Raw genomic sequence first — 26,695 nt, 5'->3', positions numbered from 1 at the left:
AGCACTGTAGGTGAGTTCCACTCTAGGACTGCTGGTCGGATATCGGGACTGATCATTTCGAGGGACCCGCAAGCCAGGCGAGAATATCGAGATTTTCGGCCATAATGTCGGCTGTGGAGCGGGTACAGGATCCGAGCATCCGCGATTGGAATTTTCCGCGCGGCATTGCCAGTGTGGCGCTGATGGTCCGCTATGCCGGTGAGCACGGCGTGCCCGTCGCGCGAATGCTGGCCGGAGCCGGGCTGACCGAGGCCATGTTGCACGATCCGGACGCGCAGATCGACGCGCGCATCGAACTCGCCGTCATCCGCAATCTGGTCCGCGAACTCGCCGATACACCCGCGCTCGGTGTCGAGATCGGCCGCCGCTATCGGATCACCACCTTCGGCATCTTCGGCTTCGCCTGCGTCAGTAGTCCGACGCTCGGCAAGGCGATCTCGTTCGCGCTGCGGTATCTGGAGTTGAGCTTCACCTTCTGCCTGCCCGCCGCGCAGTGGCGGGAGGACGAATTCATCGCCTATGTACACGACGAATCGATTCCGGCCGATGTGCGCCAGTTCCTGGTCGAACGCGATGTGACCGCCATGCATCAGGTCATGAGCGATCTGATCGGTAAGCAGCTGCCGCTCACCAGGGCCGAATTCCGTTTTCCCGAGCCGACATACGTCGACCGGATCATGGCGGTTACCCAGGTGCGGCCGCGCTTCGGGCGGCAGCACAATCTATTCGCCATCGATCCGGCAATGCTGGAACAGCCACTGCCGCAGGCGAATGAGCACACCTGGGCCATGTGCCTGGCGCAATGCCGGGATCTGGTGGACCGTCGCCGCGCCCGCACGGGTATCGCGGCGCAGGTGCGCGAACTCCTGGTGCCCGGCGGCGCCGACGGATTCGCCGCCCCGCGCGGAATCGACTCCATCGCACGCGATCTCAATATGAGTACCCGCACCCTGCGCCGCCACCTCGATGCCGCGGGCACCGGTTATCGCGCACTGCTGGACGAGGTGCGGCGCGCACTTGCCGAGGAAATGCTCACCGCCACACCGCTTTCGGTGAGCGATGTGGCCATCCGGCTCGGCTACGCCGAATCCTCCACCTTTATCTACGCCTTCAAACGCTGGACCGGTGCGACACCGGCCGCCTACCGTCGCGAACGCATCGTAGGTCGCTAATTCGGCCGCACGCCGATCCAGCCGTCCATCGCAACACTGCGGAAATGTGTTGTAATGCGGTAGTTTTCGTCGATGACGTGCAGGGCGACGGCCGGGTCCGGCGCGTAGTCCATGACTTGGTGGGGTAGTTCGAGCTCCCATTCGGCGCCGAGCACGGATGCGGTGCTCGGCGCGATCAATAGCGGACGGCCGGCGAAGGTGGTCGCTGCGGCGGAATGCGCATGTCCGGTGACCACGCCGACAATACGTTCGTCGGCGGTGACCACCTCGGCCAATTTCTCGGGTTCGGCCAGCGAGATCTCATCGATGACCGGACTGAACAGGTGCGCGGGCGGGTGGTGCAGCGCAAGGAGTATGGGTGCGTCGGCGGGCGCGGCAGCGAGTATGCCGCGTAGCCAGTCGTAGGTTTCCTCGGTGAGTCGGCCGCCGGCTTCGCCCGGGATAGTCGAATCCAGCAGGGCCACGGTCAGATTGCCGACCCGGTGTGCGTGGTTGATCGGCGCGGTCGATGCGGATTCGCCGAGGAGGTCGGTGCGGAAGGCGGCGCGGTCGTCGTGATTGCCGGGTAGGGCGTAGACCGGGATATCGGCGTCGAGTGCGACGCGCGCCTCGGCGTACTGCTCAGGCTTACCCGAATCGGTGATATCGCCGGTCACCAGAATGGCATCGGGCCTGCGTCGCAGATCAGCGAGATAGGCCATCACCCGCTCGGCTCGTTCGCCATTGCGGGTGCCGAGATCGAAATGGGTATCGCTGACCTGAGCCACCAGGATCATCGGCGTTCGCTTTCTCTGGGGATCGCTCCATTGCGGCAGAATGCGCCGACATCGATTGTCGGCACCCCTTCAGGCTAGATGACCTGCGGGTTCCGTGTCGCCATGAGGCTGACCACCGGTAGAAGGGCGTGGGGTCGGAAGTGGTCGCGCGCACATCGGGTCACCTCGGCGGCTCGACGACCGACTCCCACAGTGTCTGTAGTGACCGCAGGAACACCTTGCGATCGGCGGCGGGGAGTTGGGACAGCAGCTGGTTCTCCTGGTCCTGGATATCGCGTTGCGCCTGGTCGCGGGTGGTCCGGCCGGTCGGGGTGAGTGAAATCAGGCGTGCGCGCCGGTCGGCCGGATCGGGATCGCGCCGGATGAGGCCACGCTGCTGGAGTTCGTCGAGTGTGCCGATGATGCGCGTTTTATCCGCCCGGATCTTCTTGGCCAGTGCGGCCTGGGTGTAGACGGGTTCGTCGCCGAGTCCGAGTAGGACCACATAGCCCCACATGGTCAGGCCGTGCCGTTCGAGGACGGGCAGTTCCGCGGTGGCGAGGGCGCGGCCGAGCGGCGCGATCATCGCGGCGAGGTCGGGGCGCTTTTCCGGCATGGGTAGAAAATACCGCTTGGATTATGATAATCATCAGCTTACGATAAGCTTGTGCTTATCAATTTGGATGTATCGAGAGGACAGCGATGACCACCGAGTCCAACACCGCCGCCGAACTGAAGGTCCTCGACTCGCTGGGCACGCAGGTCGATGTGATCGCCCTCAATGCCCAGGCCGTGCGCACCAGCATCGAAGTCGTTTCCCAGTTGACCGTGGCTGATCTGGCCAAGCCGACGCCGTGCGCGGGCTGGACGCTGCACGGATTGCTGGCGCACATGATCACCCAGCACTACGGTTTCGCGGCCGCATCTCGCGGCGAGGGTGACCTGTCACTGTGGCGGCTGCGTCCGCTGGGGGAGGACCCGGTCGCGGACTACCGTGCCGCCGCCGAACATGTGCTGGCATCCTTCGCCGAGGACGGCGTGCTCGACCGCGCCTTCCCGCTGCCGGAGTTCACCCGCGCCTTCGAATTCTCCGGAGCCGAAGCAGTCAGCTTCCACTTCATCGACTACGTCGTGCACTCCTGGGACGTCGCCCGAACCCTCGGCCACACAGTGCATTTCGACGACGACCTGCTCGCCGTCGCACTATCGGTAGCCGAAGTAGTCCCCGGCGGCCCGGCCCGCCTGGCCCCCGGCGCCGCCTTCGGCCCGGTCATCTCCTGGTCCGGCAACTCCACACTCGACGAAATCGTCGCCATGCTCGGTCGTTCCCCGAGCTGGCCGGCATAGTCGCCGCTCGCCGCGCTGGTTGTGGCGCGCACCGATTGGCGCGCCACGTATGGATTTGCCGGTTATGTCGTGCGTGGCGGGCAAAGTGGTGCGCGGCGTTGGGGGCTACTCGGGGGTGTGTATGAGCTGGTCGGCGTGGGCAAGGAGGGCGTCGAGGGCGGGTGGAGGTTGGAGGGGGTGCCAGAAGTCGGGGGTGGGGGGTGCTTGGAGGGTGAGGGTTGGGGGTGTGCGCCAGGGGGCGGACAGGGTTAGTTGCCAGGAGTGCAGGTGGGTGCGGGGGTGTTGGGTGGATTTGTCGAATAGGGGGTCGCCGACTATGGGGTGGCCGATCCAGGCCAGATGGACGCGGATCTGGTGGCGGCGGCCGGTGATCGGGCGCACTGCGAGCAGGGTGTGGGTGTCGGTGCGCAGGACCGTGGTGAACTGGGTTGTCGACGGATAGTTCTTGGTGGCCAATAGGTCCGCGTCATCGACGAACCAACGGCCCGCCCGCTCGCGAATGCATTCGCGGGGCGCGGCGATCCGCACCCGGTTCTTGCGGCCGACACTGAGCGGCAGTTCGATCACGCCACGATCGGGCAGACCGGTCGATTCGACGATCGCCAGGTACGCCTTCTCGGCCGTCTGCTTGTTGAATTGCCTGGTCAGCTGCCCGTGCGCGCCCAGGTCCTTGGCCAGCAGCACCAGTCCGGAGGTCACCTTGTCGATCCGGTGCACCGGATACAGCGTTTCCCCCGCCGCAGCCGCCACTTCGACAATATCGCTGTCGTGCCGCTCCCCGGTCACCGAAATCCCGGCAGGCTTGTTCAACGCCAGCACCGCCGCGTCCTCCTCGACAACGCAGCTGTTGCGCAACTCAGCCCACTCGAACTCCACCGGACGAGCTTAGGTCGTGGGTTATCGGTGCTTGTCTCTGCGGCGGAGGGGGCGCGGGCGCCTGCGGTTGCGCACTGACGATCCGCAGGTTGGCAGATTGCCGATGTCGAACTCCGGATTGCCGTCCAGGGGTCGCGGCGGCCTGTTGTCGACGAGGATGGTGTCCCCTGCCGGACGAGGCTAAGTCGTTGGCGACCGGCGCTTGCTGTTGCGGCGGAGGGTGTGCGGGCGGAGGCGGTCGAAGCCGCGGACGCGGACGCTGCGTAGATTGCGGATGTCGAACTCTGGATTGCCGTCCAGGGCTGCGGCGGCCTTGTCATCGATGAGGACGGTGCCGGGCAGGGCGACGCCGGTGAGGCGGGAGGCGATATTGACTACCGAGCCGTACAGATCGCCGAAGCGCTGTAGCACCGGGCCGTAGGCCACGGCGACCCGCAGTTCCGGCGTGCCGCCGACCATCATTGTGCTCTCCTGGATGGCCAGCGCGATTCGGGCCGCGTCGGCGGGATCCTCGGCCGCGAACATGACCTCGTCGCCGACATTCTTGATCACCCAGCCGCCGTTCTCGGTGATCGCGGCGGTGGTGGTGGATTCGAATGCCCCCAGCAGCATGGACAGTTCGTCCGGGTGCAGATGCCTGGTGAGTCGGGTGTAGCCGACCATATCGGCGAAGCCGACCGCCAATTCGCGCACCGCCTCGCCCGCCGTGGTGCCCGGGTCGAGGGAACGGGCCAGGGCCGCGGCGAGGTGGCGCCGCCACGCGTAGGTATTGAGCTGTTCGAGCTTGGAGATGGCCGCCTCGGTGGCGGCGCGCGCGGTTTCGGTCGGATCGGTGCCGGGCGCGGCCTCGGCCATCCGGGCGCTGATTTCGGCGAGCATCACATCGACCTGCCATTCGGCCAGACGTGCCATGCCCTGGCCGAGGGTGCGCGCGGCCGCGGCCTGTTGCCGGGAGTCCGCCGAGGCGAGCACATTCAGCGCGCGGAAGTTGCGCACCGCGGCGATATCGGCGTCGGTGTAGTCGACAACGGCGTCGTCGAGACCGGCCGGGAAGCCGAGTGCCGTCCACAGCCGCTTGGTCAGCTCGGTCGTCGTCCCGGACTGTTCGGTGACCTGGGTCCGGTTGTAGCGGCGCGGTCCGTCGAGCAGATACGACTCCACGACCGACTCGACCAGCTCGGATATCTCGGTGGGAACCATGATCGGTACCTTACGGCCCAGCGGGCGCCCATGGCGGTAACAGAGCAGGTGACCGGCAGCGCGGTCCGCGACTGTGATCGGTCACAATCAGCTCAGATGCAGCCACTGTCCGGTCGACGGCACGCCCGGGGCACTGTCTATCGGAGCCCGACCGTCAGATAGGTCACGAAGAACTCGTTGTTCAGCGCATGGCGGGAGCGCCGCCGCCGGATCAGGGTGATGGCGTCATCGACCGAATGCCCCAGCTCGAGCAGCGTCTGCGCGACCACCAAACCCGAACGGTTGTATCCGTACTGGCAGCGCACCATGACGCTGCGGTCGGCACGGACCGCCGCGGCGGCGATCCTGGACAATTCGCGCGCAGCCGCGAGCTGCTCGGCGAGCAGCGCCGTATCCGGAATCGCGAGGTGATGGTGTTCGACATCCGGTCCGGGCCCGTGCCCCTCGGCCTGGAACAGGCTGATCACGACATCGAATTCGGTCCCGACGATCGCGGGCACCCGCACGCCCTCGGCGTTCCCGTAATGGTGCCCACCCATCCACAGCTGTGGCACGATCTCGTTCCACGGCGCATCCGCATCGGGTATCTGTATCTTGGGCGGCCGGTCCATCTGCACCATCGCTGCCTCCCGCGTTTCGGCCCAGCTTCTCCTACGGTACCGCCGTCCTATGCGATGGCAACGGCTCGAGAAAGCGCACGGACGCGGGCGGTTTCGTTATTGCGATGCCAGATGAGGCCGAGGCGGGAACCGGCGAGGCCGGTGATCGGTACGAAGGTGACCGACCTGCGCCGATGATCCGCGGCGGTCGACGCGCACAGCAGCATGGCACCGCGGCCCGCCGCCACCTGCGCAAGTCCTTCGGCCAAGGTGGCGACCATCGGCCCGGTCGATACCGTACGGCCGCTCGGGGTGACATCCAATGCTTGGGCCCGTCGCCAATACTCCGGGGCTGGTCCCCGCACACCGATCACAGTGCACTGCGCGAGCTCTTCGACGTCCAGACTTTCGCGCCGTGCGAACGGGTGGTCGCTGGCGACCGCCAGCGTCGGCGGGTTTTCGGAAAAGACCTGTCCGAGAACGAGATCCGTCTCTCCCATGGGCAGCAGGACCAGTGCTGCATCGACCTCGTTGCGGTACAACGATCCGAACGGGTCCGACAACGGGATCTCCACCAATTCGGTTGTGCAATCGGGATATCTACGCTGTAACAGCTCGATGCTCTTGCGTAGCTCATCATTGTAGGAGCCCTGGAAACCAACGCGCAGTATGCCTTTCACGCTACGGGCCGCAGCACGCGCACTGTCCACCGTCGCTTGCAGCGCGGCGTATGCGGGGCGCAGTTCGGCGAGAAATTCCTGGCCCAGCGGTGTGAGACGCACCCGTCGGCTACTGCGCTCGACGAGCCGGGCGCCGACACGCTGTTCCAGCGTCCGCAAGAGCTGGCTCACCCGGCTCTGCGATAGATAGAGCCGCGCGCCCGCGCGGCCGAAATGCAGTTCGTCGGCCAGCGCGAGGAATGCCTCCAACTCGCGCACCTCCAGGCTGCCCATCGGTGTCCTTTCGTCGCGAGCCCGGATCGGCCGCTTACCGCGGTCGATTAGCTCAGCTCATAGAACGGTGAGAACTTCGCTGTTGTTTCCGCTCGGCGCGATCCCTTGAGTGGATGACATGACAGAAGTTCACGATGTCGCGGAAACCGTTTCGGCCCAGACGAGTTCACGGCTCGCACTGCCGCGTGGCTGGCTCGGTGTCGGTGCGGTGGCCGCGGCCACCTTCACGGTGGTCACCGCGGAAATGCTGCCGGTCGGGCTGCTCACGCCGATCGGTGCCACATTGCGGGTCACCGAGGGCACGGCCGGACTCGCGCTGACCGTGACCGGACTGGTCGCGGCGGTCTCGGCGCCGCTGCTGACCTCTGGTTTCGGGATGTTCGATCGCCGCTGGGTGCTGTGCGTGCTGCTCACCGTGCTAGCACTCGGCAATCTGGCCGCCGCCTGGTCGCCGAATTTCGCGGTATTCGTCGTCGGGCGGGTGCTCATCGGCATCGGGATGGGTGGTGTGTGGGCGCTGGCGGCGGCGGTCGCGGTGCGGTTGGTGCCGCCGAAATCCACGGGGACGGCCACCTCGGTGGTGTTCAGCGGTGTCGCCATCGCTTCGGTGCTCGGTATTCCGGCGGGCGCATTTCTCGGCGCGCTCGTCGGTTGGCGTATCGCCTTCGTAGCGACCGCGCTGCTCGCGTTTCTGGTGTTGCTGATGCTGGCCGCACTGCTGCCGCCGCTGCCCGCATCCCATGCCGCTCCACTGCGCGCGGTCCTGCGACTATCCGGCAATCCGCAGGTGTCGACCGGACTGCTCCTCGTTGCGTTCCTGGTGACCGGCCACTTCGCCGCCTATACCTATGTACGGCCAATTCTCGAGGAACTATCCGGTGCCAGCTCGGAAATGATCGGCACGCTGCTGTTGGTCTACGGAATCGCCGGTATCCTGGGGAATTTTGTCGCGGGCGCATACGCGGCTCGTAGCCCGCGCGCCACGCTGTTGATCATCAGCGCGGTTCTCGGTGCGACCGTTCTCGCGCTGTTCGGCCTCGGCGGGTCGCGCATCGTGGCAGCCGCGCTGATAGTCGTCTGGGGGCTGGCCTACGGTGGCGTCTCGGTGAGTGCACTAACCTGGTTTGCCGCTTCGGCCCCTGACCATCGCGAAGAGGTGTCCGCGCTGCTCGCCACCGTCTTCAATGCCGCGATTGCGGTCGGCGCACTACTGGGTGGACTCGTAGCCGACCACCTCGGCAGCACCGCGATCCCCTGGCTGGGTGGCGCTCTGGTCGGTGCGGCGCTGCTGACAACAGTGCTCGGCCGAGCCCCGGAAACCGCGTAGAAACTGCACTGCCACAAGGTATTTCGACCCAAAATGGCAGGACCATCCTGCGATCGGTTTGCCTGTGGTGTTTCGGCGGGTCAGAGGTCGGCGCGGGGTGTGCGGTGGCGGATCAGATCGCAAGAACACGTTCTAGACAGAAGTGAACTTTTGTCTTACATTCGGATCATGGTGACAGAGTCGTCTCACCAACCGTATTTCGAATTGAGGTCCGCGCAGACCTGGCGGGACCCGTGGCAGATGTATGCCGAACTGCGCGCGCATGATCCCGTGCATCATGTTGTGCCGCAGGATGATCCGGCGAGCGATTACTATGTCCTTTCCCGCTACTCGGATGTGTATGCGGCGGCGCGGGACGTCGCGACCTTCTCGTCGGCGAACGGCCTGACCGTCGACTACCGCGACCTCGGTGAGATCGGGCTGCCCGAACCGCGGCCGTTCGTCTTCACCGATCCGCCGGAGCACACCACCTTCCGCAAACAGGTCATGAAGGGGTTCACGCCGCGGCAGGTGCGTTCGGTCGAACCGCAGGTGCGGGCCTTCGTCGTCGAGCGGCTGGAGCGGCTGCGGGCGGCGAGTGCGGGCGATATCGTCGTCGAACTCTTCAAGCCGCTGCCGAGCATGGTGGTCGCGCATTATCTCGGTGTGCCGGAACCGGATCGGCCGAGATTCGACGAGTGGACCGAGCTGATCATGACCGCCTCGGCGGGTGGCAGTCCGCTCGACGCGCAAGAGGCGATCGGTGAATTGATGCAGTACTTCACCCATTTGATCGAACGCCGTCGCGCCGAACCCGCCGACGATACGATTTCGCATCTGGTGGCTTCCGGGCTCGGCGCGGATGGCGACTACGCGGGCATCCTCTCGATTCTCGGCTTCGCCTTCACCATGATTACCGGCGGAAACGACACCACCACCGGCAATCTCGGCGGCGCGGTGCAATTGCTGACCGAGCGTCCCGATCAGCGTCGGCTGCTGATCGAGAATCCGGCGCTCATCCCGGATGCGGTCGAGGAGTTCCTGCGGCTCACCTCTCCGGTGCAGGGTTTGGCGCGAACCGCGGTGCGCGATATCGAGATGCACGGCACCACCATTGCGGCCGGACGTCGGGTGCTGCTGCTGTATGCCTCGGCCAATCGGGATGAACGCGAATTCGGTGCCGATGCAAGCGAACTCGATGTGTTGCGACGTCCCAAGCAGATCCTGACCTTCAGTCACGGCAACCATCACTGTCTCGGTGCGGCCGCCGCGCGCATGGTCGCGTGTGTCGCACTGGAGGAACTGCTCACGCGCTGCCCGGATTTCGTCGTCGATATCGACCGTGTGCGTTACGCCCCCGGCAGTTATGTGCGCTGGCCGGATCGTGTGCCGTTCCGGGTGTCGCGATGATGGCCTCCTCGGGTGGGGCCGGAGATTGGTTGCGCCCCAAGCGCGCCGATATCGCGGCCGAGCAGATCCTCGATGCCGCCGCACAGTTGTTCGTCGAACGCGGTGTCACGAATACCGGCATGGGCGATGTCGCGAAGGCCGCGGGTTGCTCGCGCGCCACCCTGTATCGCTATTTCCCGAATCGCCGAGCGCTGCGAATCGCGTTCGTGCACCGCGAAGCTCGTCGGGTCGCGGCCGCGGTTGCCGAGCGGACTCGAGCGATCACCGATCCGCGCGAGCGCATTGTCGCGGTCATGCTCGCATCGCTGCGCGAGGTCCGTGCCGACCCGACGCTGATCGCGTGGTTCACCACGGGTGATGCGGGTATCGCCAATGAAATCGGTCAATCCTCCGAGGTCATCGAGGCCATTGCCGCCGGGTTGCTGCCGCCCGCCGCCGATCCGGACCGCTCTCGCCTGGCCCGCTGGTTGGCTCGGATCATCATGTCGCTGCTCACCGCGCCCGGTCGCGACGAGGCCGATGAACGGGTCATGCTCGAGCAGTTCGTCGCGCCGGTCGTTCTGGGTGCGTTCGCGAGCTGACCTCCTGTCGTCGCGCCGCAGGACACGGCAACGAGCAAGCCGGCTCGCGTTCACGGCGCTGAAGTGATCGCCGAACCGGCAACTCGGCCCTTGACTTGGAGAGCACTCCAGCTCGTAGCGTCGATGGCGAAGATCATCGACCACAGAGGAGAGCCCCGCATGATTCCGACCAGGAAGCTCGGCCAGTTGACCGTCGGCGCACAAGGGCTGGGCTGTATGGGCATGAGCCAGGCCTACGGCGTGCGTAATAACGACGACGAATCCATCGCCACCATTCACCGTGCGCTGGATCTGGGCGTGACGCTGCTGGACACCGCCGATATCTACGGCCCGGAGACCAACGAGCGCCTGGTCGGCAAGGCCATCGCCGACCGCCGCGATCAGGTCGTGCTCGCGACCAAATTCGGCATCGTGTGGGGCGAGGACGGCAGTATGGGGGCTCGTGGCGACGCCGCGTATGTCGAGCAGAGCTGCGATGCGTCGCTGGCCCGGCTCGGTGTCGACCACATCGACCTCTACTACCAGCACCGCGTAGATCCGAATGTTCCGGTCGAGGAGACCTGGGGTGCGCTTTCGGAGCTGGTGCAGGCGGGCAAGGTGCGTTACCTCGGCATTTCGGAGGCCTCGGCGGCGACCATCCGGCGCGCGCACGCGGTCCATCCGGTGACCGCCCTGCAGAGCGAATGGTCGCTGTGGACCAGGGATATCGAGGCCGAAGTGCTGCCGACCTGCCGTGAGCTCGGCATCGGCATCGTGCCCTTCGCACCGCTCGGCCGCGGCTTCCTGACCGGCGCCATCACCTCCATCGTCGATCTGCCTGCCGACGATATGCGCCGCCGCCTACCGCGCTTCGCCGAGGACAATCTGGACAGCAACCTCGCCATTGTCGCGACGCTGCGCGAGCTGGCCGCCGAAAAGGGTATTACCGCAGGACAATTGGCGCTCGCCTGGGTGCAGAGCCGTGGTGACGATGTGGTTCCCATTCCGGGTACCAAGCGCCGCACCTACCTGGAGGAGAATGTCGCCGCGGCCGGGATCACCCTGACCGCAGACGATCTCGCCCGCATCGATGCCGCCGCACCCGCCAGCGCCTTCTCCGGTGCACGCTACCCGGAACACCTCGCCAAGGCCGCCGGTCGCTGATTATCGCTCCGGCCTCGCACACCTCGCATAGCGACGCACTGCATGAACCGTGTCCCGAATACGAAGGTCTGCGACAGCACTGTGATGTGATCACGGTCAACCCGACCAATACCTGCGCGACATGCCATTCCCGAGAAACGGGTGTGGGCCGATTAGCCTGCGCCGGACGCGCCGTCTACGATCTTGGCGTTTGCTTGTCGTCAGCTGCTCCATCAGATCAAGTCGATCAACAGGAGAAGGTATTCGTCATGGCAATATCCCGGAAGTTCGCGATAGTTTCCGTCGCTGTCGCCGCATTCGCCGCCGCATTCGTCGGCACCCAGCAGGCCGCGGCGGAGCCGATTGCCGGAGACTGTTCCGGCGGCCAATTCAGTTACAGCACAAGTCCGCTCGGCATGTCGGTCACTCCGGTGACCGCCACCTGGAACGGCAACCTCACCGGCTGCTCGGACACACCCGCGCCCGTGGCCACAGTGAGCGGCACCTTCAGTGGATCCGGCAACTGCAGCGATGTCGATGGTCAGATCGACGGTCAGGTCAACTGGTCCAATGGCGCGGTCAGCCGGATCAGCGGGCCATGGCAGGTGCGCGGTGGCGTCGGCGGGTCGATGTCCAACACTGTGACCATCACCGATGGCCCCGGTGCGGGTGGCCATCTGGTGATCGAACAAGGTCCGATCCGCAATGCCCTGGCAATGGCGGGATCTTGTATCGCGGGCGAGGTCCGCGGTGCCGACGTGCCGATCGTCGCGGCGCATTTCAACTGAACCGATGAACGGGTACCGGGCAGTGCGCCCGGTACCCGTATTCGGATATTTGCCAGCCCGGTCGTGAAATAACTTGCCACTGAACGGGATAGGCGCATGCGCGCATAATCGTGGCTATGGCTACCCAGAACGAGGTCGTGTCCGCCGACAGTCACTCGGTGCCGAGCTGGCGCAACCGGATCATCGCGCTGCTACTGGCGGCGGTGGTGCTGATCGCCTCGTATTTTGTGCTGGCGGCATTCATTCCGCGCTGGTGGGGGCAGCGGATCGCGGATCTGGCGCACGGGAGTTTCGCCAAGGGCATCGGCTGGGGGTTGACATTCGGCACGCTCTGTACCGCGCTGGCACTGGTGCTGCTACTGATCGCCCCGCTCGCCTGGCGCCGGCGCTATGGCCGATACATCGCCGCGGTATCCGTGGTTGCCGCGGTGGTGACGGCGATCCCGAACCTGATGACACTCACCATCGTGCTCGGCGACGGTAATGGCGCACACGCGGGCCAGCGAATCCTCGACGTCGACGCACCAGGTTTCCGCGGTGCCACCTTGGTCGGCGCGATCGTGGCCGCCATAGTGGTTTTCGGCGCGGGCTTGCTGGTCACTCGCTGGCGTCGACGCCGCCGGACCGAGCATCCGCAGCTGTCGAATTAGCCCCGCTTCGGCTGGAAGTGGGATCAGCCGAGCCTGCCCCATGATCACCTCGCTTCGGTTTTCCCATTGACGAGCACGCGCGGCCCGCCGGATCATCGACCGGCCGCGCCTGCCCAGCCGTGGCAGCTAGTGCCGTCCGCCACTGATCGCGGTCTTCGGCTGATCGATACGGGCGGTGGGTGCCTGCGTGGTCTGGGACCGGTCGAGCCGGTACAGGGCCAACGTGGCCAGCGCGCCGATGGCGGTGAGTCCGACCCAGACCGCCCACTCGGCTTCGGCATCGTGGGCGGCGCCGACTACCGCGCCGGTGGCGAGGTTACCGATCAGGATTCCGATGCCGACGACGGTGTTGTAGAACCCGTAGTGGGTGGCCACCAGCCTGCCGTTGGCCAAGGAGACAACGGTGTCCATCTCGAACGGGAACACGGCCGCGGTTCCGATCGCCAGCAGGGCCGCCGTCACCAGCAGCGCGGCGATTGCGGCCACTGTCCCGAATCGCTCCGGGGCCGGCACGACCGCCAGCGGCAGAAACGACACCGCTAGCAGGCTCATGCCGACGACCAGGCTGCGCCCGCTGCGCCACCGGGTCCGCAACCACGCGGTGATGCGCAACTGGCCGGCCACCGCGACGACACCCGAGATCACGAATACCGCCGAGGTCACCTCCTGCGACCGCGCCCCGGCCACGTAGTCCGCTTGCAGCGGCAGTGCGAGATACACCTGGAACGACAGCACGTACGAGCCGATCATCGCCAGCGCGAATGCCACGAACCGCCGGTTGGACACCACGGTGCGCCAGTCCTCGAGCACCGAGGTCCGCTCGGCCGGAGTTTCGGCGTGCCGGGTGGGTAGCGCGAACAGTTGCGCCACTGTCAGGACCGCGAACACCGCCGCCGCCGCGCCCGCGGTCACCCGGAAATCCAGCGCCATCAGCGCGAGTCCGACCAAGGGGCCGGCCAGGATGCCGGCCTGGTAGAAGATGTTGAACACCGCGAACGCTTCCACCCGGCGCTCGCCGGTGTCGGCCGCGAGATAGGCGCGAACCGCCGGATTGAACAGCGCTCCGGCGAAACCTGTTGCCGCCGAGGCGATCAGCAATCCCGGCAACGAGGTCGCGAATACCAGTAACGCGAAGCCACCGGTCCGCAGGAAACATCCGGCGACGATCAGCGGTTTGTAGCCGAGCCGGTCGGCGAGCGTGCCGCCGACGAGAAACATCCCCTGCTGGGAGAAGTTCCGCACGCCGAGCACGAGGCCGACCGCCCATGCCGCCAATCCCAGTGGGCCGGCGAGGTATCCGGCCAGGTACGGCATCAGCATGTAGAAGCCGAGGTTGATGCCGAACTGGTTGACCATCAACAGCCGGGCGGCGAGATCGAAGCTGCGGAACTTGGCGAGCACGGTCATGACGCCTGCCCCCGACCATCGTGATGTTTCGGATCGATGACAGTAGTGCAGCGAGTCCAGGACTGTACGACTACCTCGGTCGGGTGGGTGATGGTGTCCGGTTCGATCGGCGGATCGGCGTCGAATAGCCCGTGTTGCTCGCAGTAGGTGTCGTTGTAGATGGTGTCGAAGTAGCGGTCCGGCCCGTCAGGGAATACTGCCGCGATGCGTAGTTCGGGGTCGTGCGTGCGGGCGGCCCAGCTCGCCACCAGCGCGACCGCGCCGACGCTCCAACCACCACTGGCATGGTGGGTCGCGGCCAGGGTGCGGCACGCCCAGACCGCCTCCGACGGAGCGATCCAGTGAATTTCGTCGAACGCGGCGTAGTCGACGTTGTGCGGATAGATGCTCGAGCCCAGCCCGCGCATCAACCGCGGACCGGCGGGCTGACCGAAGATCGTCGAGGCAATGGTGTCGACCCCGATCAGCTTCAGGTCCGGGTTGAACCGCCGCAACACCCGCGCCACCCCGGCGGAATGACCGCCGGTGCCGACCGCGCACACCAGCACATCGACACTGCCGAGCTGTTCGATCAGCTCGATCGCGAGCGATTCGTAGCCGTCGACGTTATCCGGGTTGTTGTACTGATCCGGGCACCACGCATCGGCCTCACCATCGAGCAACTCGATCACCCGTGCACGCCGGGCCTGCTGCCAACCACCGATCGCATGCGGCTCGGTCACCAGATCGACCTGTATCCCATACGCGGCGAGCTTCTGCGCCATGATCGGCTCGAGGCCCGGATCGGTCACCACCGTGACCGGATGCCGATACACCATTCCCGCCAGGGCCAGACCCAAACCCAATGTGCCGCTTGTGGATTCGACGATCCGCGCGCCGGGCGCCAGATCGCCGCGTGCTTTCGCGCGCCGAACCATGTGCAGGGCGGGGCGGTCTTTCATCCCGCCGGGGTTGAAGCCTTCGAGCTTGGCCCAGAACCCTCGGCCCGCCGGTGCCAATGGTTCGCCGACCCACAGGATCGGGGTGTTACCGACCAGCGCGTTCAGGTGTCGGGCCGGGCCCGGCGCGGCCACCAGCGCCGCCGGGACCTCGGTACGCGTGCCGAGCACAACTTTGTCCATGACCTTTGCTTTCTGTATCGAGACGCCCCGCAGGGGCGCAGAGACGAACGGGCAGCGGACACCGGCCGGCGGGGGACAACACGCGCCGGCCTGGCGCTGACCGATCAGCGTCGGGCGATACAGATACGCGTCAGCAGGACTCGGCCGCTGACGACAGGCCGAGCCGCGACCGGCGGACCACGCACGCCACCGGAATCCAGCCGGTACCCTGCTGCGACGACCATGGTCGTGACCAGTGCAAACAGGACCAGCAGCAGCGGCACGAGACTTCCAGCAGTTACCGGTAGTGCGGGTGTGTGGAAGCAGTGGACGGCATGCGGCGCACCGTGGTGCTCATCGAGATCGGCGATGGCATGTGCCGAACCATCCACCGTCGAGGCCACCAGAGCAGTGATCGGAGGTGCCGCCGCATGGGGGTGCTGAGCAGTTCCATGCGCATGGTGATCGTCGGCGAGCAGCGTGCAGTGCAGCAGCGATGCGATGAGCAGCGCCGCGGCTAGTAGCGCCAGCGTCCAGGCGGTGGGTCGGAACCGACCGATGAGCTTCACCGCGACCACAGCCTCCTCCCGCGAACCCGTCCGGCCGAAACGCTTCCTACCTACATCCTCACGCACTACCAACGTCCGCACGCAGAGGACATGCGATGGACATCCTGCCAAAAATCTACTATTCGCATACGTACGAGGCTGGAGTTGTATGACCGATGCCACGAAATTGAGGGGACAGGGCTGGCCGGCTGATGTGCGGCCGTCGCGCCGCCGCCGAGAGGCTTCCGGCTTGTGTGGCGTGGCTCTCGCGTAGCAGGGACCGGATGCTGAACTCCGCCATCCACATCGTCGCCGTCACCCGAGCGCGTACATCCAGCAGCCCCGGATGTGTCTACCACCAGCGGAAGATGGCCGAAGGCAAGACCTCGCGTGAGGCGAGCCTGAAACGGCAAGTGGCGAAACGGCTCTGGCGAACAATGTGTGACGACCACGTCGGGAGACTCACACCCGCTGCCGACGTGGCCTGAACCCGACCAGGGCGGCATCCGCCGAACAACCATCGCCGTATCCGGCTATCATCGCCATATGACGATCAATAATGTCGGGGGTTGTCTCTCGGCGGATAGCGAGTCGGGCCCGGCGCTCGATTCCGCGGTCGCGTTGTTCCACAGCCTTTCCGACGGAACACGGTTGGCGATCGTGCGTCGCCTCGCCCGTGGGGAGGCGCGGGTCGCCGATCTCGTCGCCGAACTGGGGTTGGCGCAGTCGACAGTGTCGGCGCACGTGGCGTGTCTGCGGGACTGCAAGCTCGTCGAGGGACGCCCGCAGGGCAGGCAGGTGTTCTACTCCCTGGCCAGGCCGGAGCTGCTCGATCTGCTCGCGGCTGCCGAGACGGTTCTGGCGGCGACCGGTTCCGCGGTCGCGTTGTGCCCGAACTACGGCACCGAGTCGGCAGCGTGGTGACGGGATGAGCGACGCGTGCGGCTGCGGTCACGATGAGCCCACCGAGGAAGGCGAGGAGCGAGAAGCGGGGAAGCTCTGGCAGGTCACTGAGATCCGGGCGGCCGCCGTCGCCGGAATGCTGCTGCTCGCCGGGCTGGTCGTCAACCTGTCGGACGGCCCGCAGTTGGTGCGAACGGTGCTGGAGGCCGTCGCGCTGCTTGTTGCCGGCTATACGTTCGTCCCGTCCACCCTCACCCGGCTGGCGAAGGGAAAGGTCGGGGTCGGCACCCTGATGACGATCGCGGCCGTCGGTGCGGTGGTGCTCGGGGAGGTCGGGGAGGCGGCGATGCTCGCCTTCCTGTTCGCGATCAGCGAAGGCCTCGAGGAGTACGCGGTTTCCCGCACCCGCCACGGCCTGCGGGCGCTGCTGTCGCTGGTCCCGGACACCGCGACGGTGATCCGCGACGTCGAGCAGAGCGTGCCCCCGGCCGAGTTGCGGCTCGGCGAGGTCATGATTGTCAAACCGGGCGAACGGATCGCCACCGACGGCATCATCCGCGGCGGCCGCACCGCCCTGGACACCTCGGCGATCACCGGCGAGTCGGTGCCGGTCGAGGTCGGCCCGGGCAACGAGGTGTTCGCCGGATCCATCAACGGCACCGGTGTCCTCGAGGTGGAGGTCACCGCGTCCGCGCAGGACAACTCGCTGGCGAAGATCGTGCGGATCGTCGAGGCCGAGCAGACGCGCAAGGGCGAGGCTCAACGCCTCGCCGACAAGATCGCCAAACCACTCGTCCCTGCGATCATGGTCGCCGCCGCGGTCATCGCGGTGGCCGGCAGCCTGCTCGGCGACCCGCGGATTTGGATCGAACGTGCCCTGGTCGTGCTGGTTGCTGCCTCGCCGTGCGCGCTCGCCATCGCCGTCCCGGTCACCGTGGTCGCCGCGATCGGCGCCGCCAGCAAGCTCGGCGTCCTGGTGAAGGGAGGCGCCGCCCTCGAAGCCCTCGGCAAGATCGGCGGCATCGCCCTGGACAAGACCGGCACCCTCACCCGCAACCAGCCCACCGTCATCGACGTCGCGACCGCAGACCGAGCCACCCGCGACGAGGTCCTCGCGATCGCCGCGGCACTCGAGTCACGCAGCGAGCATCCTCTCGCCAAAGCGATCCTGGCCGCTGTCGACGACATCGCTCCGGCCGAGAACGTCGAGGCCGTCACCGGAGCGGGCCTGACCGGACAGCTGGATCGGGCGCAGGTGCGACTCGGCCGGCCGGGATGGATCACTCCCGGACCGCTGGCCGGCGCCGTCGAGCGCATGCAACTGGCCGGAGCCACGGCCGTCCTCATCGAGCGCGACGGACGCGTCGTCGGCGCGATCGCGGTCCGCGACGAATTGCGCCCCGAGGCCGTCGAGGTGGTGTCGCAGCTGCGGCGCGAGGGTTACCACGTCGCGATGCTCACCGGCGACAACGAACGCACCGCGCGCGCCCTGGCCGCCGACGTCGGGATCGAGGACGTCCACGCCGACCTGCGGCCCGAGGACAAGGCCCGCATCATCGGCGAGCTCGGTCGGCAGCGGTCGATGGCCATGGTCGGCGACGGCGTCAACGACGCCCCCGCCCTGGCCACCGCGGACGTCGGAATCGCGATGGGCGCGATGGGAACCGACGTCGCCATCGAAACCGCCGACGTCGCCCTCATGGGTGCGGACCTCCGCCATCTGCCGCAGGCCCTGACCCATGCCCGACGCTCGTGGCGGATCATGCTGCAGAACGTTGGCCTCTCGCTGGTCGTCATCACCGCACTCATGCCGCTGGCGTTGTTCGGTGCCCTCGGCCTAGCCGCGGTGGTCCTGGTGCACGAAGTCGCCGAGATCGTCATCATCGCCAACGGTGTGCGCGCCGGACGCGTCCGACCCCTGGTCGCCCAGGGGCCGGCAGCTCAGGAGACCGCCCCGCTCGTCGGGGCCCATTCGTGACCAGCATCTCGGCGGCCGACCCGCCCGCGGCCGCGGCCCGCCGACGACATCACCGGTTGCTGCTCCTCTTCGTTGTGTTCGCGCTCACGGCAGTCGCGCTGATCGCCGATCTGCTTGCCCGACAGCAGCTCTCGGGTGGAAACGGTGTCGACCTCGGTGTACTGCAGCTGCGTCTGGCCTACAACAGCGGCGTCGCGTTCAGCGTCGGCGACCAGCTGCCGGCGCCGGTCATCCTCGCGGTGACCGGCGCGGTCACCGTCGGCATCGCTGTATTCGCCTGGCGCAGCGCACCCATCAGCCGAACCATCCAGGTCGTCGGGCTCGCGGCAATCGTCGCCGGCGCCACCGCCAACGTCATCGACCGCATCCACGACGCGAAAGTGACCGACTACTTCCACACCGGGTGGTGGCCCACGTTCAACCTCGCCGACACCTACATCACCTGCGGAGTGGTCCTCGTCATCGCCGCGGCCCTCCTCGAATCTCCCACCGGCACCGCCGAGGAAGACCCGAGATGAGCAGAATGCCCGCAAACCTCCGCAGCGCATACACCGCGGAAATAACCGCGGCCCGTCATGCTGACGGCGACGCCGAACGTTGGAACCACCTCGAACGCGCCCACATCATCTCCCAGCCCTACCCCTGGGCCACACACCCGCAACCACATCGCCATGTTCGCTGTCGCCGCCGGACTGACCACGCCCATGCCCATCGCCGCCGATCTCGCCGACATCATCCGCGGCTGAGCCCGACCGAACACCTCGACGAAATGTCTTGTCTCCCAGGTTAGTTCTCGTCGCGAGTCACTGTGGTGTTGCTTTCGGCAGGGCGACGGTCATGGTGAGTCCGCCTCCTGGGGTGTCGCCGGAAGTGGTCGTCGCGTCCATGGCTTCGGCTATCGTGCCGGACCGTCACCATCGCTGGCGGATAGGCGGATAAAGCGTTGGTCATAGCCCCTCGGCTCGTACGGGTCTACCGTTGGATGAGTGGTGGCCCTTTTCGTCTGTTCGCGTCACCGCGTCGCAGGGCAGGTCAGCCGCTGAGGCTGGCGTCATCGGCACAGTCGCCGAACTCGCGTTCCGAATGCTCGACCCGCACTTCCGTAGGAACAGATCGGTCCATCGGGGTGGTCCCGATCGGTCGTACGGGTTGCCCAGCCCGAGAGGAACGGAAATGAACACCCCACATTCCGATCCCCTGACGACCGCCGCCGGCATCCCTGTGGCCAGCGGGGAGTGCTGATACGCATACCGGCCACCCATCGAGATCGCTCACGGAAGGAATCCATCATGACGACTACCGCGCGCGACCGGGCCGACCAGCTCGACCTCGTCAATCGGTTGACGTCCTCCTTCCAGGACCTCCCGGACGCTCCGTACGAGCTGTCGAACGATCGTGTCGAGGCGTACCTCAAGACCTCGCACGATGTCGGCGGTTTGCGGGATGCGCCGATCGAATTCATCGAGAAGGAGGGCGAGCACTGGGAGCACAACACTTACGTGATGGCTGAGGTGCTCGGGTGGCGTGGTATCTGGGTGTCGGAGGAGCGCCGGCGCCTGCACAACGTCGACCTCGGCCGTGCGATGTACTTCGGACTTCCCTACTACGGCCGATGGTTGCTCGGCATCACGCGGGTGCTGATCGACAAGCACATGGTCTCGTTGACCGAGCTCACCGCGAGGTACAACGAGGTGAAGGCCAGGGTCGCCGACCTCGCACCGCACGAGCTGCTGGAGCCGAAGCCCGGGAGCATCGCTGACGGCAACGACATCCCCCGTAACAAACACCACGTGCACGCGGTCGGCAAGGGCGATCCGCAGGTGTACGCCGGCCAAGCACCTCTGGCCGAGTTCGCGGTCGGTGATGTGGTGCGGGTCCGCGACAGGCAGGCGTTGTTCTACACCCGCACCCAGGAGTTCGTCCGCGGCGCCGTGGGCGAGATCGCGACGGTTGCCTACGAATCTCCAGCCGCCGAGGACGAGGCATTCGACTACGAGGCTATCGGCTCACCCCGGCCCGAGTGGTTCTACATCGTCCGCTTCAAGATGACCGAACTCTGGCCGGACTACACCGGCGAGGAGACCGACACGCTGCAGACCGAGTTACCCGAGCGCTGGCTCCAGGCCGTCTGAGACGCAGAAACCCCGCCTCCCGGAAAGGCTTTCGATCACCATGTCAACGATTGGGCACCAGCACGGTCACCGTCCGCCCGCACCCATGGTCGAGGAGGTGTCCGACTTCGAGGTCCTGGAGGTCGCGGTCCGCGAGCTCTGCCTCGAGAAGGGCATTTTCACGGCGGAGGACCACCGCGCCTTCACCGAGTTCGCGGAGCGCATCGGCCCGATGCCCGCAGCGCGGCTTGTCGCCAAGTGCTGGCTCGACGATGAGTTCAAACGCGCCGCGCTCGCCGATCCGATCGAGGCGTGCACGGCTGTGGGAGTCGACTGGCTGCAACCCACGGGCTTCGGCACGCCGAGCGACTTCACGGCGCTGCACATCCTCGAGGACACCCCGACGCTTCATCACGTCGTCGTCTGCACGCTCTGTTCCTGCTACCCCCGGCCGCTGCTCGGCAATTCACCCGAGTGGTACCGCACGCCCAACTACCGGCGCCGGGTGGCGCGGTACCCGCGCGATGTGCTCGCCGAGTTCGGTACCTACCTGCCCGCGGACGTCGAGATCCGAATCGAGGACTCCAACCAGAAGCACCGCTTCATGGTGCTCCCGATGCGTCCGGAGGGCACCCAGGACTGGTCCGAGGACGAGCTGGCCCAGATTGTCACGCGCGACTGCTTGATCGGCGTCGCCCTGCCCAGGCCCGGTGTCACAGCCAATGTCACGGCCAATCGGGTCCGCGAAGCGCAGCGAGGAGGGCACTGACATGGTGGACACCGGCAGGCAGAACCGGTCCGTGGTCGTCGCGAAGGTCGACCCGTCCCTGCTGACCACCCGGGTCGAGGTGCTCGAAGACCTCGCCTCTCGCCAGGATCAGCTCTGGCCGGCACTCAGCCGGAAGTGGTCGGTCGACAATCCCGCACCGCCGTGGAAGACCAGTCTCGACGGGATGTGCGACGCACTCGACGATGCTTCCCTCGCGCACCCGGGAACAGTCTTGTCGTTCGAGCAGCGCCGCAACGAAGAAGACGCACTCGCCCAGGAGCGGTACATCGACTTGCCATTCCCCGAGAGTCAGCTGGTCGCGTTGGCCCACTCACTCATCTGGCGGGGCGTCATCGACGAGGACTCGCTGCTCGATCGCATGGTGACGGTGCGGCAGCGCCTCGAGGCCTGACATCGCCACCCGGGCCGGCCTGGCTTGGCCCGCCGCCCACTCCAACGGATGTGACCTCACGCCGCTGAGCGAGCACCTACACCGGCCAGCTACTCGCCATAACCACCACGGCGACACCCTGCCCAACGCGGCTGATTCAATCGAGTCCCGAATACTCACAGGCGCTGCCGAATACTTATGCCCGTGTTCTCATCCGCCGTTACACCGCAGGGCCGCGCGGAAGTTTTCGATCTCGCGGCTCATAAACACGGCGAACACAAGACCATTGTGTCGCAATCGGATTCCCCGACAGAGATCGATTCCCCGCGCTCCGTCCGCCAGCAGGGAGGACAGCCTGATCGACTACTACGACTCGGAAGGGAGATCTCGCGCCGTATATCAAACATAGGTTCGGAAAACAGCGCCTATTGGCCACGAGCCTGGCCGAAGGATTCCATGCCGTCGACCTCGTCGAGTTGCATCTGCAAGGTTCGAACCGTCGCCGAGCCAGTGCACTTTACGGTGTAGATCGCCAAATGCTTCGCAGAGCGCGTGCCGAGCGAATTTTCGACCATCAAGCAGGAAACAGCAGTGTGGGGCGGCGTGACGTGTCGTTCATCACGACATGCCCAGCCTGCCCGGCAGCGTCGAAGGTGACCAGGATGCCGACGCAGGTAGGCATACCCGCGGATCGAGCTGGAGCAGTCCGCGAGGAAACCGTACTCGGCGTACGGCCCGATGAGCATTTTCACGCACTCGGCCGAGCACTCACAGTAAGCGCCGAGGAATATTTAGCCATCCTAAGGTGGTTGCCCCAGCTAGAGCTTTGCCTTTCAGGAATTTAATTCTTGTTTGTTGAAGGAGGTTTCTTGATGTCAACTTCTGTGAATGCTCGCGAAGCACGTCGACAAAATCGATTCGAGAAGTTGATCTCGACCGACGCGCAACTCCGTTCCGCGCAGCCCGATCCGGCGATCACCGCGGTACTGGACGACCCGGGCACACTACTCATCGACGTGATACGCACTGTGCTGAATGGCTATGGTGACCGGCCCGCTCTCGGCCAGCGCGCGGTCGAATTCGTGACCGACGCAAATGGACGCACCGTTGCCGAATTGCAGCCCCGTTTCGACACCCTGACCTACCGGGAAACCTGGTCCCGCGTCCGGTCCCTCGCCCATGCCCTGGCCGACAACCCGGTCCGGCCGGGCGACCGCGTGGCGACTCTCGGATTCGCGAGCGTGGACTACGCGATCGTTGACATGGCGCTATCGCTGGCCGGAGCGGTCGCCGTTCCGCTGCAGACCAGCGCCCCGGTGCAACAACTGCACCCGATCCTTGTCGAGACGGAACCGGTCGCGATGATCTCCAGCGTCGACCACCTCGCGGACGCGGTCGAACTCGCACTCACCGCGTACACACCACAGCGCCTGGTGCTTTTCGACTACCACCCGCAGGTCGACGAGCACCGTGCGGCATTGGAATCGGCCCTCGTCCGGCTGACGGACCGACACGTCACAGTCGAGGTGCTCGGTGACATCATCGAACAGGCGCCGCACGACGCCGACGCGCGAGAGATTCCGAGCGGCGATGGCGATGCGCTGCGCCTGTTGATCTATACCTCCGGCTCAACGGGGGCCCCGAAGGGCGCGATGTACACCGACCACCTGATGACCAACTACTGGCGGGGTTGGTTCAGCCTCGACTCGGACTTGGATGCCGAGCTGCCGGCGATCACGTTGAATTTCATGCCGATCAGCCACGTCATGGGTCGAGTGATCCTCTATTCCACGCTTGGTAGGGGCGGAACGGCGTACTTCGCCGCCCGCAGTGACTTGTCGACTCTGCTCGAGGATCTCGCGCTGGTTCGCCCGACGAGGCTGGATCTGGTGCCGCGTATCTGGGAGATGTTGTTCCAGCAGGTGCAGAGCGAAGTCGATCATCGCTGGAACGGCGGCGCACGGGAGGCCGTCGAACGACAGGTCATGGCTGAGCAGCGCGAGAAGCTCATCGGCGGACGCCAGTTCTCGGCGATGACAGGGTCCGCACCCATCTCACCCGAACTGCGGTCCTGGGTCGAAGAGTTCCTCGATATCCACTTGACGGAGGGGTACGGCTCGACCGAGGACGGCATCGTCCTTGTCGACGGCCGGATCCAGCGCCCACCGGTGCTCGACTACAAGCTGGTCGATGTTCCCGATCTCGGCTACTTCGCTACCGACAGGCCTCATCCACGCGGCGAATTATTGATCAAGTCCCCGGATCTGGTTCCTGGCTATTACAAGCGACCTGACGTCACCGCCGAACTGTTCGATGCCGAAGGCTGGTACCACACCGGCGATGTGATGGCCGAGATCGGCCACGATCAGCTGGCCTACGTGGACCGCCGCAACAACGTGCTGAAGCTTTCGCAGGGCGAGTTCGTCACCGTCTCGACGTTGGAGGCAGCCTACGGCGCTCACCCGCTGGTGCGTCAAATCTTCGTGTACGGCAACAGCGCCCGGTCGTCGCTGCTCGCGGTGATCGTCCCGACCGACGACGCACTCGACAGTGTCGGCGGCGACGTGACCGCGGTCAAGCCGCTGCTCAGCGATGCGTTGCGGAGTGTTGCTCGGGAAGCAGGCTTGCAGTCCTATGAGATTCCCCGTGATTTCCTGGTCGAGACCACACCGTTCACCATGGAGAACGGTCTGCTGACCGGTATCCGCAAACTGGCCCGCCCGAAGCTCGCGCAGCACTACGGCCCAGCGCTCGAGCAGCTCTACCGCGATCTGGCCGACGGCCGGGCCGAGGTGCTGCGTTCGCTGCGCGAGGGCGGTGCACACCGGCCGACAGTGGAAACCGTGATCCGGGCCGCCGGTGCGCTGCTCGGTGCGGCCACGCCTGAGATCGCTCCCGATGCCGCGTTCCCTGATCTCGGCGGGGATTCGCTGTCGGCGTTGACCTTTGCCACTCTGCTTCGCGAGATCTTCCACGTCGACGTCCCGGTGGGCGTGATCGTCAGCCCCGCCAGCGACCTCGCCGCCATCGCGGACTATATCGACACGCAGCGTGTCGGTGGGGCCGAGCGCGCGACCTACGACGCGGTGCATGGTCGCGACGCGACCGAGGTACATGCCCGCGATCTGACGTTGGACAAGTTCCTGGACGAAGCTACGCTTGCGGCCGCGCCGGCGCTGCCCAAGGCGAATGGCGACGTGCGTGCGGTGCTGCTGACCGGAGCGACCGGTTTTCTCGGCCGATATCTTGCGCTGCAGTGGCTGGAACGGATGGATCTGGTCGACGGCAAGGTCATCTGCCTGGTGCGCGCCAAGTACGACGCCGCTGCCCGGCAGCGTCTCGACGCGACGTTCGACAGTGGCGATCCGAAACTGATCGAGCACTACCGGTCGCTGGCGGCCGATCATCTCGAAGTGCTCGCCGGCGACAAGGGCGAGAAGAATCTCGGACTCGACGACGCCACCTGGCAACGGTTGGCCGACACCGTCGACCTGATCGTCGACCCCGCCGCGCTGGTCAACCACGTTCTGCCCTACAGCCAGATGTTCGGGCCGAACGTCGTCGGTACGGCGGAGCTGATCCGAATCGCCCTGACGACCCGGATCAAGCCATTCGTCTATGTGTCGACGATCGGTGTCGGTGACGGCATCGAGCCGGGCAAGTTCATCGAGGATGCCGATATTCGACAGATGAGCCCGACCCGCGAAATCAGCGACAACTACGCCAACGGATACGGCAACAGCAAGTGGGCCGGCGAAGTCCTCCTGCGCGAGGCGCACGACCTGTGCGGTCTGCCGGCGTCGGTGTTCCGGTGCGACATGATCTTGGCCGACACGACCTACGCCGGACAGCTCAACGTGCCGGACATGTTCACCCGGATGATGCTCTCGCTGGTGGCCACCGGAATCGCGCCGTACTCGTTCTACGAATTGGACGCCAACGGCAATCGGCAACGCGCGCACTTCGACGGGTTGCCCGTGGAATTCATCGCCGATGCCATCGCGACCCTAGGCGCCAACGTGGTCAACGGATTCGAGACTTACCACGTGATGAACCCCTACGACGACGGCATCGGCATGGACACCTATGTCGACTGGCTGAACGACGCCGGTTACCGGATCGCCCGGGTGCCCGAATATGCGGCCTGGTTGGCGCGGTTCGAGACGATACTGCGCGGCCTGCCTGACCGGCAGCGGCACGCGTCGCTGCTGCCGCTGCTGCACAACTACCAGAAGCCCGAACGTCCGATCAATGGGTCCCTCGCGCCCGCGGATCACTTCCGAGCGGCCGTCAAGGACAACAAGATCGGGCCGGAGAAAGACATCCCGCACGTCTGCGCGCCGGTGATCGTCAAGTACATCACCGACCTGGAGTTGCTCGGTCTGCTCTGACCGGGCTTGCCACGACAGTCTCTGGGCAGCCGTGCCGCGTGAGCCCGCTCAGCGCCGGCACCAGTCCGTGCGTCGGGTACACCGCGCGACAGCTCCTGGCTCCCAGGAGAACTCGCTACAAAGTCGAAATACAAGCCCGCACAAGTGGATACACCCGCGATCGAGACGGTGAAGATGAACGGGCCGCGTGCCTCGGGTCAGCAGTGCGTGAATGTCCTTGCGGCACAGCTCGAGTAGCCCACTGGTGTGGACTACGCCGCGACAAACCTTACGCCGATGCTGCCGTCCGAGAGCGGCTCGGCCGACTACTCGATGTTGCCCTGCAACCCCGACATCGA

Annotated in this window: 24 protein-coding genes and 1 pseudogene; 16 read left to right on the top strand and 9 right to left on the bottom strand. The window is 65.9% G+C overall.

All coding sequences use genetic code 11. The features are described 5' to 3' along the window. Nucleotides 1-113: 113 nt before the first annotated feature. Nucleotides 114-1,172, top strand: coding sequence for an AraC family transcriptional regulator (locus tag AB0J29_RS21665; protein WP_364788907.1), 1,059 nt, complete (start codon nt 114-116; stop codon nt 1,170-1,172). Here AB0J29_RS21665 and AB0J29_RS21660 read toward each other — a convergent pair. Both AB0J29_RS21660 and AB0J29_RS21655 read right to left on the bottom strand, forming a co-directional pair. Then, nucleotides 1,169-1,948: a metallophosphoesterase gene (locus tag AB0J29_RS21660; RefSeq protein WP_364788904.1), complete on the bottom strand. Its 780-nt coding sequence runs from the start codon at nt 1,946-1,948 to the stop codon at nt 1,169-1,171. The two genes, AB0J29_RS21665 and AB0J29_RS21660, sit on opposite strands and share 4 nt — an antisense overlap. A 160-nt stretch (nt 1,949-2,108) precedes the next feature. Then, entirely contained in the window at nt 2,109-2,543 is a 435-nt protein-coding gene (locus AB0J29_RS21655; RefSeq protein ID WP_364788901.1) for a MarR family transcriptional regulator, read from the bottom strand. Between the two features lie 86 nt (nt 2,544-2,629). Here AB0J29_RS21655 and AB0J29_RS21650 point away from each other — a divergent pair, with 86 nt between their 5' ends. Then, nucleotides 2,630-3,274 (top strand): TIGR03086 family metal-binding protein, encoded by a 645-nt coding sequence (locus AB0J29_RS21650; protein WP_364788898.1) that lies wholly within the window; start codon nt 2,630-2,632, stop codon nt 3,272-3,274. 105 nt (nt 3,275-3,379) lie between these two features. Here AB0J29_RS21650 and AB0J29_RS21645 read toward each other — a convergent pair whose 3' ends face one another. The 4 genes from AB0J29_RS21645 to AB0J29_RS21630 form a co-directional block, all read right to left on the bottom strand. Next, a complete protein-coding gene (locus tag AB0J29_RS21645; RefSeq protein WP_364788895.1) occupies nt 3,380-4,150 on the bottom strand; it encodes an RNA pseudouridine synthase in 771 nt (256 codons plus the stop codon). Nucleotides 4,151-4,330: 180 nt separating this feature from the next. Further along, nucleotides 4,331-5,350 (bottom strand): adenylate/guanylate cyclase domain-containing protein, encoded by a 1,020-nt coding sequence (locus AB0J29_RS21640; protein WP_364788892.1) that lies wholly within the window; start codon nt 5,348-5,350, stop codon nt 4,331-4,333. Between the two features lie 137 nt (nt 5,351-5,487). Further along, a complete protein-coding gene (locus tag AB0J29_RS21635; protein WP_364788889.1) occupies nt 5,488-5,970 on the bottom strand; it encodes a hypothetical protein in 483 nt (160 codons plus the stop codon). Nucleotides 5,971-6,017: 47 nt separating this feature from the next. Beyond that, nucleotides 6,018-6,902 (bottom strand): LysR family transcriptional regulator, encoded by an 885-nt coding sequence (locus AB0J29_RS21630; protein ID WP_364788886.1) that lies wholly within the window; start codon nt 6,900-6,902, stop codon nt 6,018-6,020. A gap of 118 nt (nt 6,903-7,020) precedes the next feature. Here AB0J29_RS21630 and AB0J29_RS21625 point away from each other — a divergent pair, with 118 nt between their 5' ends. The 6 genes from AB0J29_RS21625 (at nt 7,021) to AB0J29_RS21600 (ending at nt 12,759) form a co-directional block, all read left to right on the top strand. Beyond that, nucleotides 7,021-8,229, top strand: coding sequence for an MFS transporter (locus AB0J29_RS21625; RefSeq protein ID WP_364788883.1), 1,209 nt, complete (start codon nt 7,021-7,023; stop codon nt 8,227-8,229). A gap of 168 nt (nt 8,230-8,397) precedes the next feature. Then, nucleotides 8,398-9,618, top strand: a complete 1,221-nt coding sequence (locus tag AB0J29_RS21620) for a cytochrome P450 (protein WP_364788880.1) — start codon at nt 8,398-8,400, stop codon at nt 9,616-9,618. Further along, a complete protein-coding gene (locus tag AB0J29_RS21615) occupies nt 9,615-10,199 on the top strand; it encodes a helix-turn-helix domain-containing protein (RefSeq protein ID WP_364788877.1) in 585 nt (194 codons plus the stop codon). Before AB0J29_RS21620 ends, AB0J29_RS21615 begins: the two co-directional genes overlap by 4 nt. 159 nt (nt 10,200-10,358) lie before the next feature. Next, nucleotides 10,359-11,342, top strand: coding sequence for an aldo/keto reductase (locus AB0J29_RS21610; protein WP_364788874.1), 984 nt, complete (start codon nt 10,359-10,361; stop codon nt 11,340-11,342). Nucleotides 11,343-11,590: 248 nt separating this feature from the next. After that, nucleotides 11,591-12,109 carry a hypothetical protein gene (locus AB0J29_RS21605; RefSeq protein ID WP_364788871.1) on the top strand — a complete coding sequence of 173 codons (519 nt, stop codon included), beginning with the start codon at nt 11,591-11,593 and terminating at the stop codon, nt 12,107-12,109. A gap of 116 nt (nt 12,110-12,225) precedes the next feature. Further along, nucleotides 12,226-12,759, top strand: a complete 534-nt coding sequence (locus AB0J29_RS21600) for a permease (RefSeq protein ID WP_364788868.1) — start codon at nt 12,226-12,228, stop codon at nt 12,757-12,759. Nucleotides 12,760-12,885: 126 nt separating this feature from the next. Here AB0J29_RS21600 and AB0J29_RS21595 read toward each other — a convergent pair whose 3' ends face one another. From AB0J29_RS21595 to AB0J29_RS21585, 3 genes are all read right to left on the bottom strand, one after another. Further along, nucleotides 12,886-14,166, bottom strand: coding sequence for an MFS transporter (locus AB0J29_RS21595; RefSeq protein ID WP_364788865.1), 1,281 nt, complete (start codon nt 14,164-14,166; stop codon nt 12,886-12,888). Further along, on the bottom strand, nt 14,163-15,287 hold the full coding sequence (locus tag AB0J29_RS21590; protein ID WP_364788862.1) for a PLP-dependent cysteine synthase family protein: 1,125 nt from the start codon (nt 15,285-15,287) through the stop codon (nt 14,163-14,165). Before AB0J29_RS21590 ends, AB0J29_RS21595 begins: the two co-directional genes overlap by 4 nt. Before the next feature lie 104 nt (nt 15,288-15,391). Then, nucleotides 15,392-15,844: a hypothetical protein gene (locus AB0J29_RS21585; RefSeq protein WP_364788859.1), complete on the bottom strand. Its 453-nt coding sequence runs from the start codon at nt 15,842-15,844 to the stop codon at nt 15,392-15,394. A gap of 516 nt (nt 15,845-16,360) precedes the next feature. Between AB0J29_RS21585 and AB0J29_RS21580 the strand changes: the two genes are divergently transcribed. The 8 genes and pseudogenes from AB0J29_RS21580 to car all read left to right on the top strand — a co-directional run bounded on the left by AB0J29_RS21580 (nt 16,361) and on the right by car (nt 26,357). Next, nucleotides 16,361-16,738 (top strand): metalloregulator ArsR/SmtB family transcription factor, encoded by a 378-nt coding sequence (locus AB0J29_RS21580; protein WP_364788856.1) that lies wholly within the window; start codon nt 16,361-16,363, stop codon nt 16,736-16,738. 4 nt (nt 16,739-16,742) lie between these two features. After that, nucleotides 16,743-18,695 carry a cation-translocating P-type ATPase gene (locus AB0J29_RS21575; protein ID WP_364788853.1) on the top strand — a complete coding sequence of 651 codons (1,953 nt, stop codon included), beginning with the start codon at nt 16,743-16,745 and terminating at the stop codon, nt 18,693-18,695. Between the two features lie 5 nt (nt 18,696-18,700). Continuing rightward, nucleotides 18,701-19,213, top strand: a complete 513-nt coding sequence (gene lspA / locus AB0J29_RS21570) for a signal peptidase II (RefSeq protein WP_364789011.1) — start codon at nt 18,701-18,703, stop codon at nt 19,211-19,213. Next, nucleotides 19,210-19,441: pseudogene (locus AB0J29_RS21565) on the top strand (DUF3703 domain-containing protein). The gene lspA and the pseudogene AB0J29_RS21565 overlap by 4 nt, the downstream one beginning before the upstream one ends. Nucleotides 19,442-19,984: 543 nt before the next feature. Further along, nucleotides 19,985-20,827 (top strand): SH3-like domain-containing protein, encoded by an 843-nt coding sequence (locus tag AB0J29_RS21560; protein ID WP_364788850.1) that lies wholly within the window; start codon nt 19,985-19,987, stop codon nt 20,825-20,827. Nucleotides 20,828-20,867: 40 nt separating this feature from the next. Then, nucleotides 20,868-21,575 carry a thiocyanate hydrolase subunit gamma gene (gene scnC / locus AB0J29_RS21555; protein ID WP_364788847.1) on the top strand — a complete coding sequence of 236 codons (708 nt, stop codon included), beginning with the start codon at nt 20,868-20,870 and terminating at the stop codon, nt 21,573-21,575. A gap of 1 nt (nt 21,576) precedes the next feature. Next, complete coding sequence (locus AB0J29_RS21550; RefSeq protein WP_364788844.1) at nt 21,577-21,987, top strand: thiocyanate hydrolase; 411 nt, start codon at nt 21,577-21,579, stop codon at nt 21,985-21,987. Nucleotides 21,988-22,838: 851 nt separating this feature from the next. Further along, nucleotides 22,839-26,357, top strand: a complete 3,519-nt coding sequence (gene car, locus AB0J29_RS21545; protein ID WP_364788841.1) for a carboxylic acid reductase — start codon at nt 22,839-22,841, stop codon at nt 26,355-26,357. Nucleotides 26,358-26,695 lie beyond the last annotated feature (338 nt).

The organism is Nocardia sp. NPDC049707 (genome assembly GCF_040674855.1).
GTDB lineage: Bacteria > Actinomycetota > Actinomycetes > Mycobacteriales > Mycobacteriaceae > Nocardia.
This window is presented reverse-complemented; position numbering and strand designations above follow the sequence as displayed.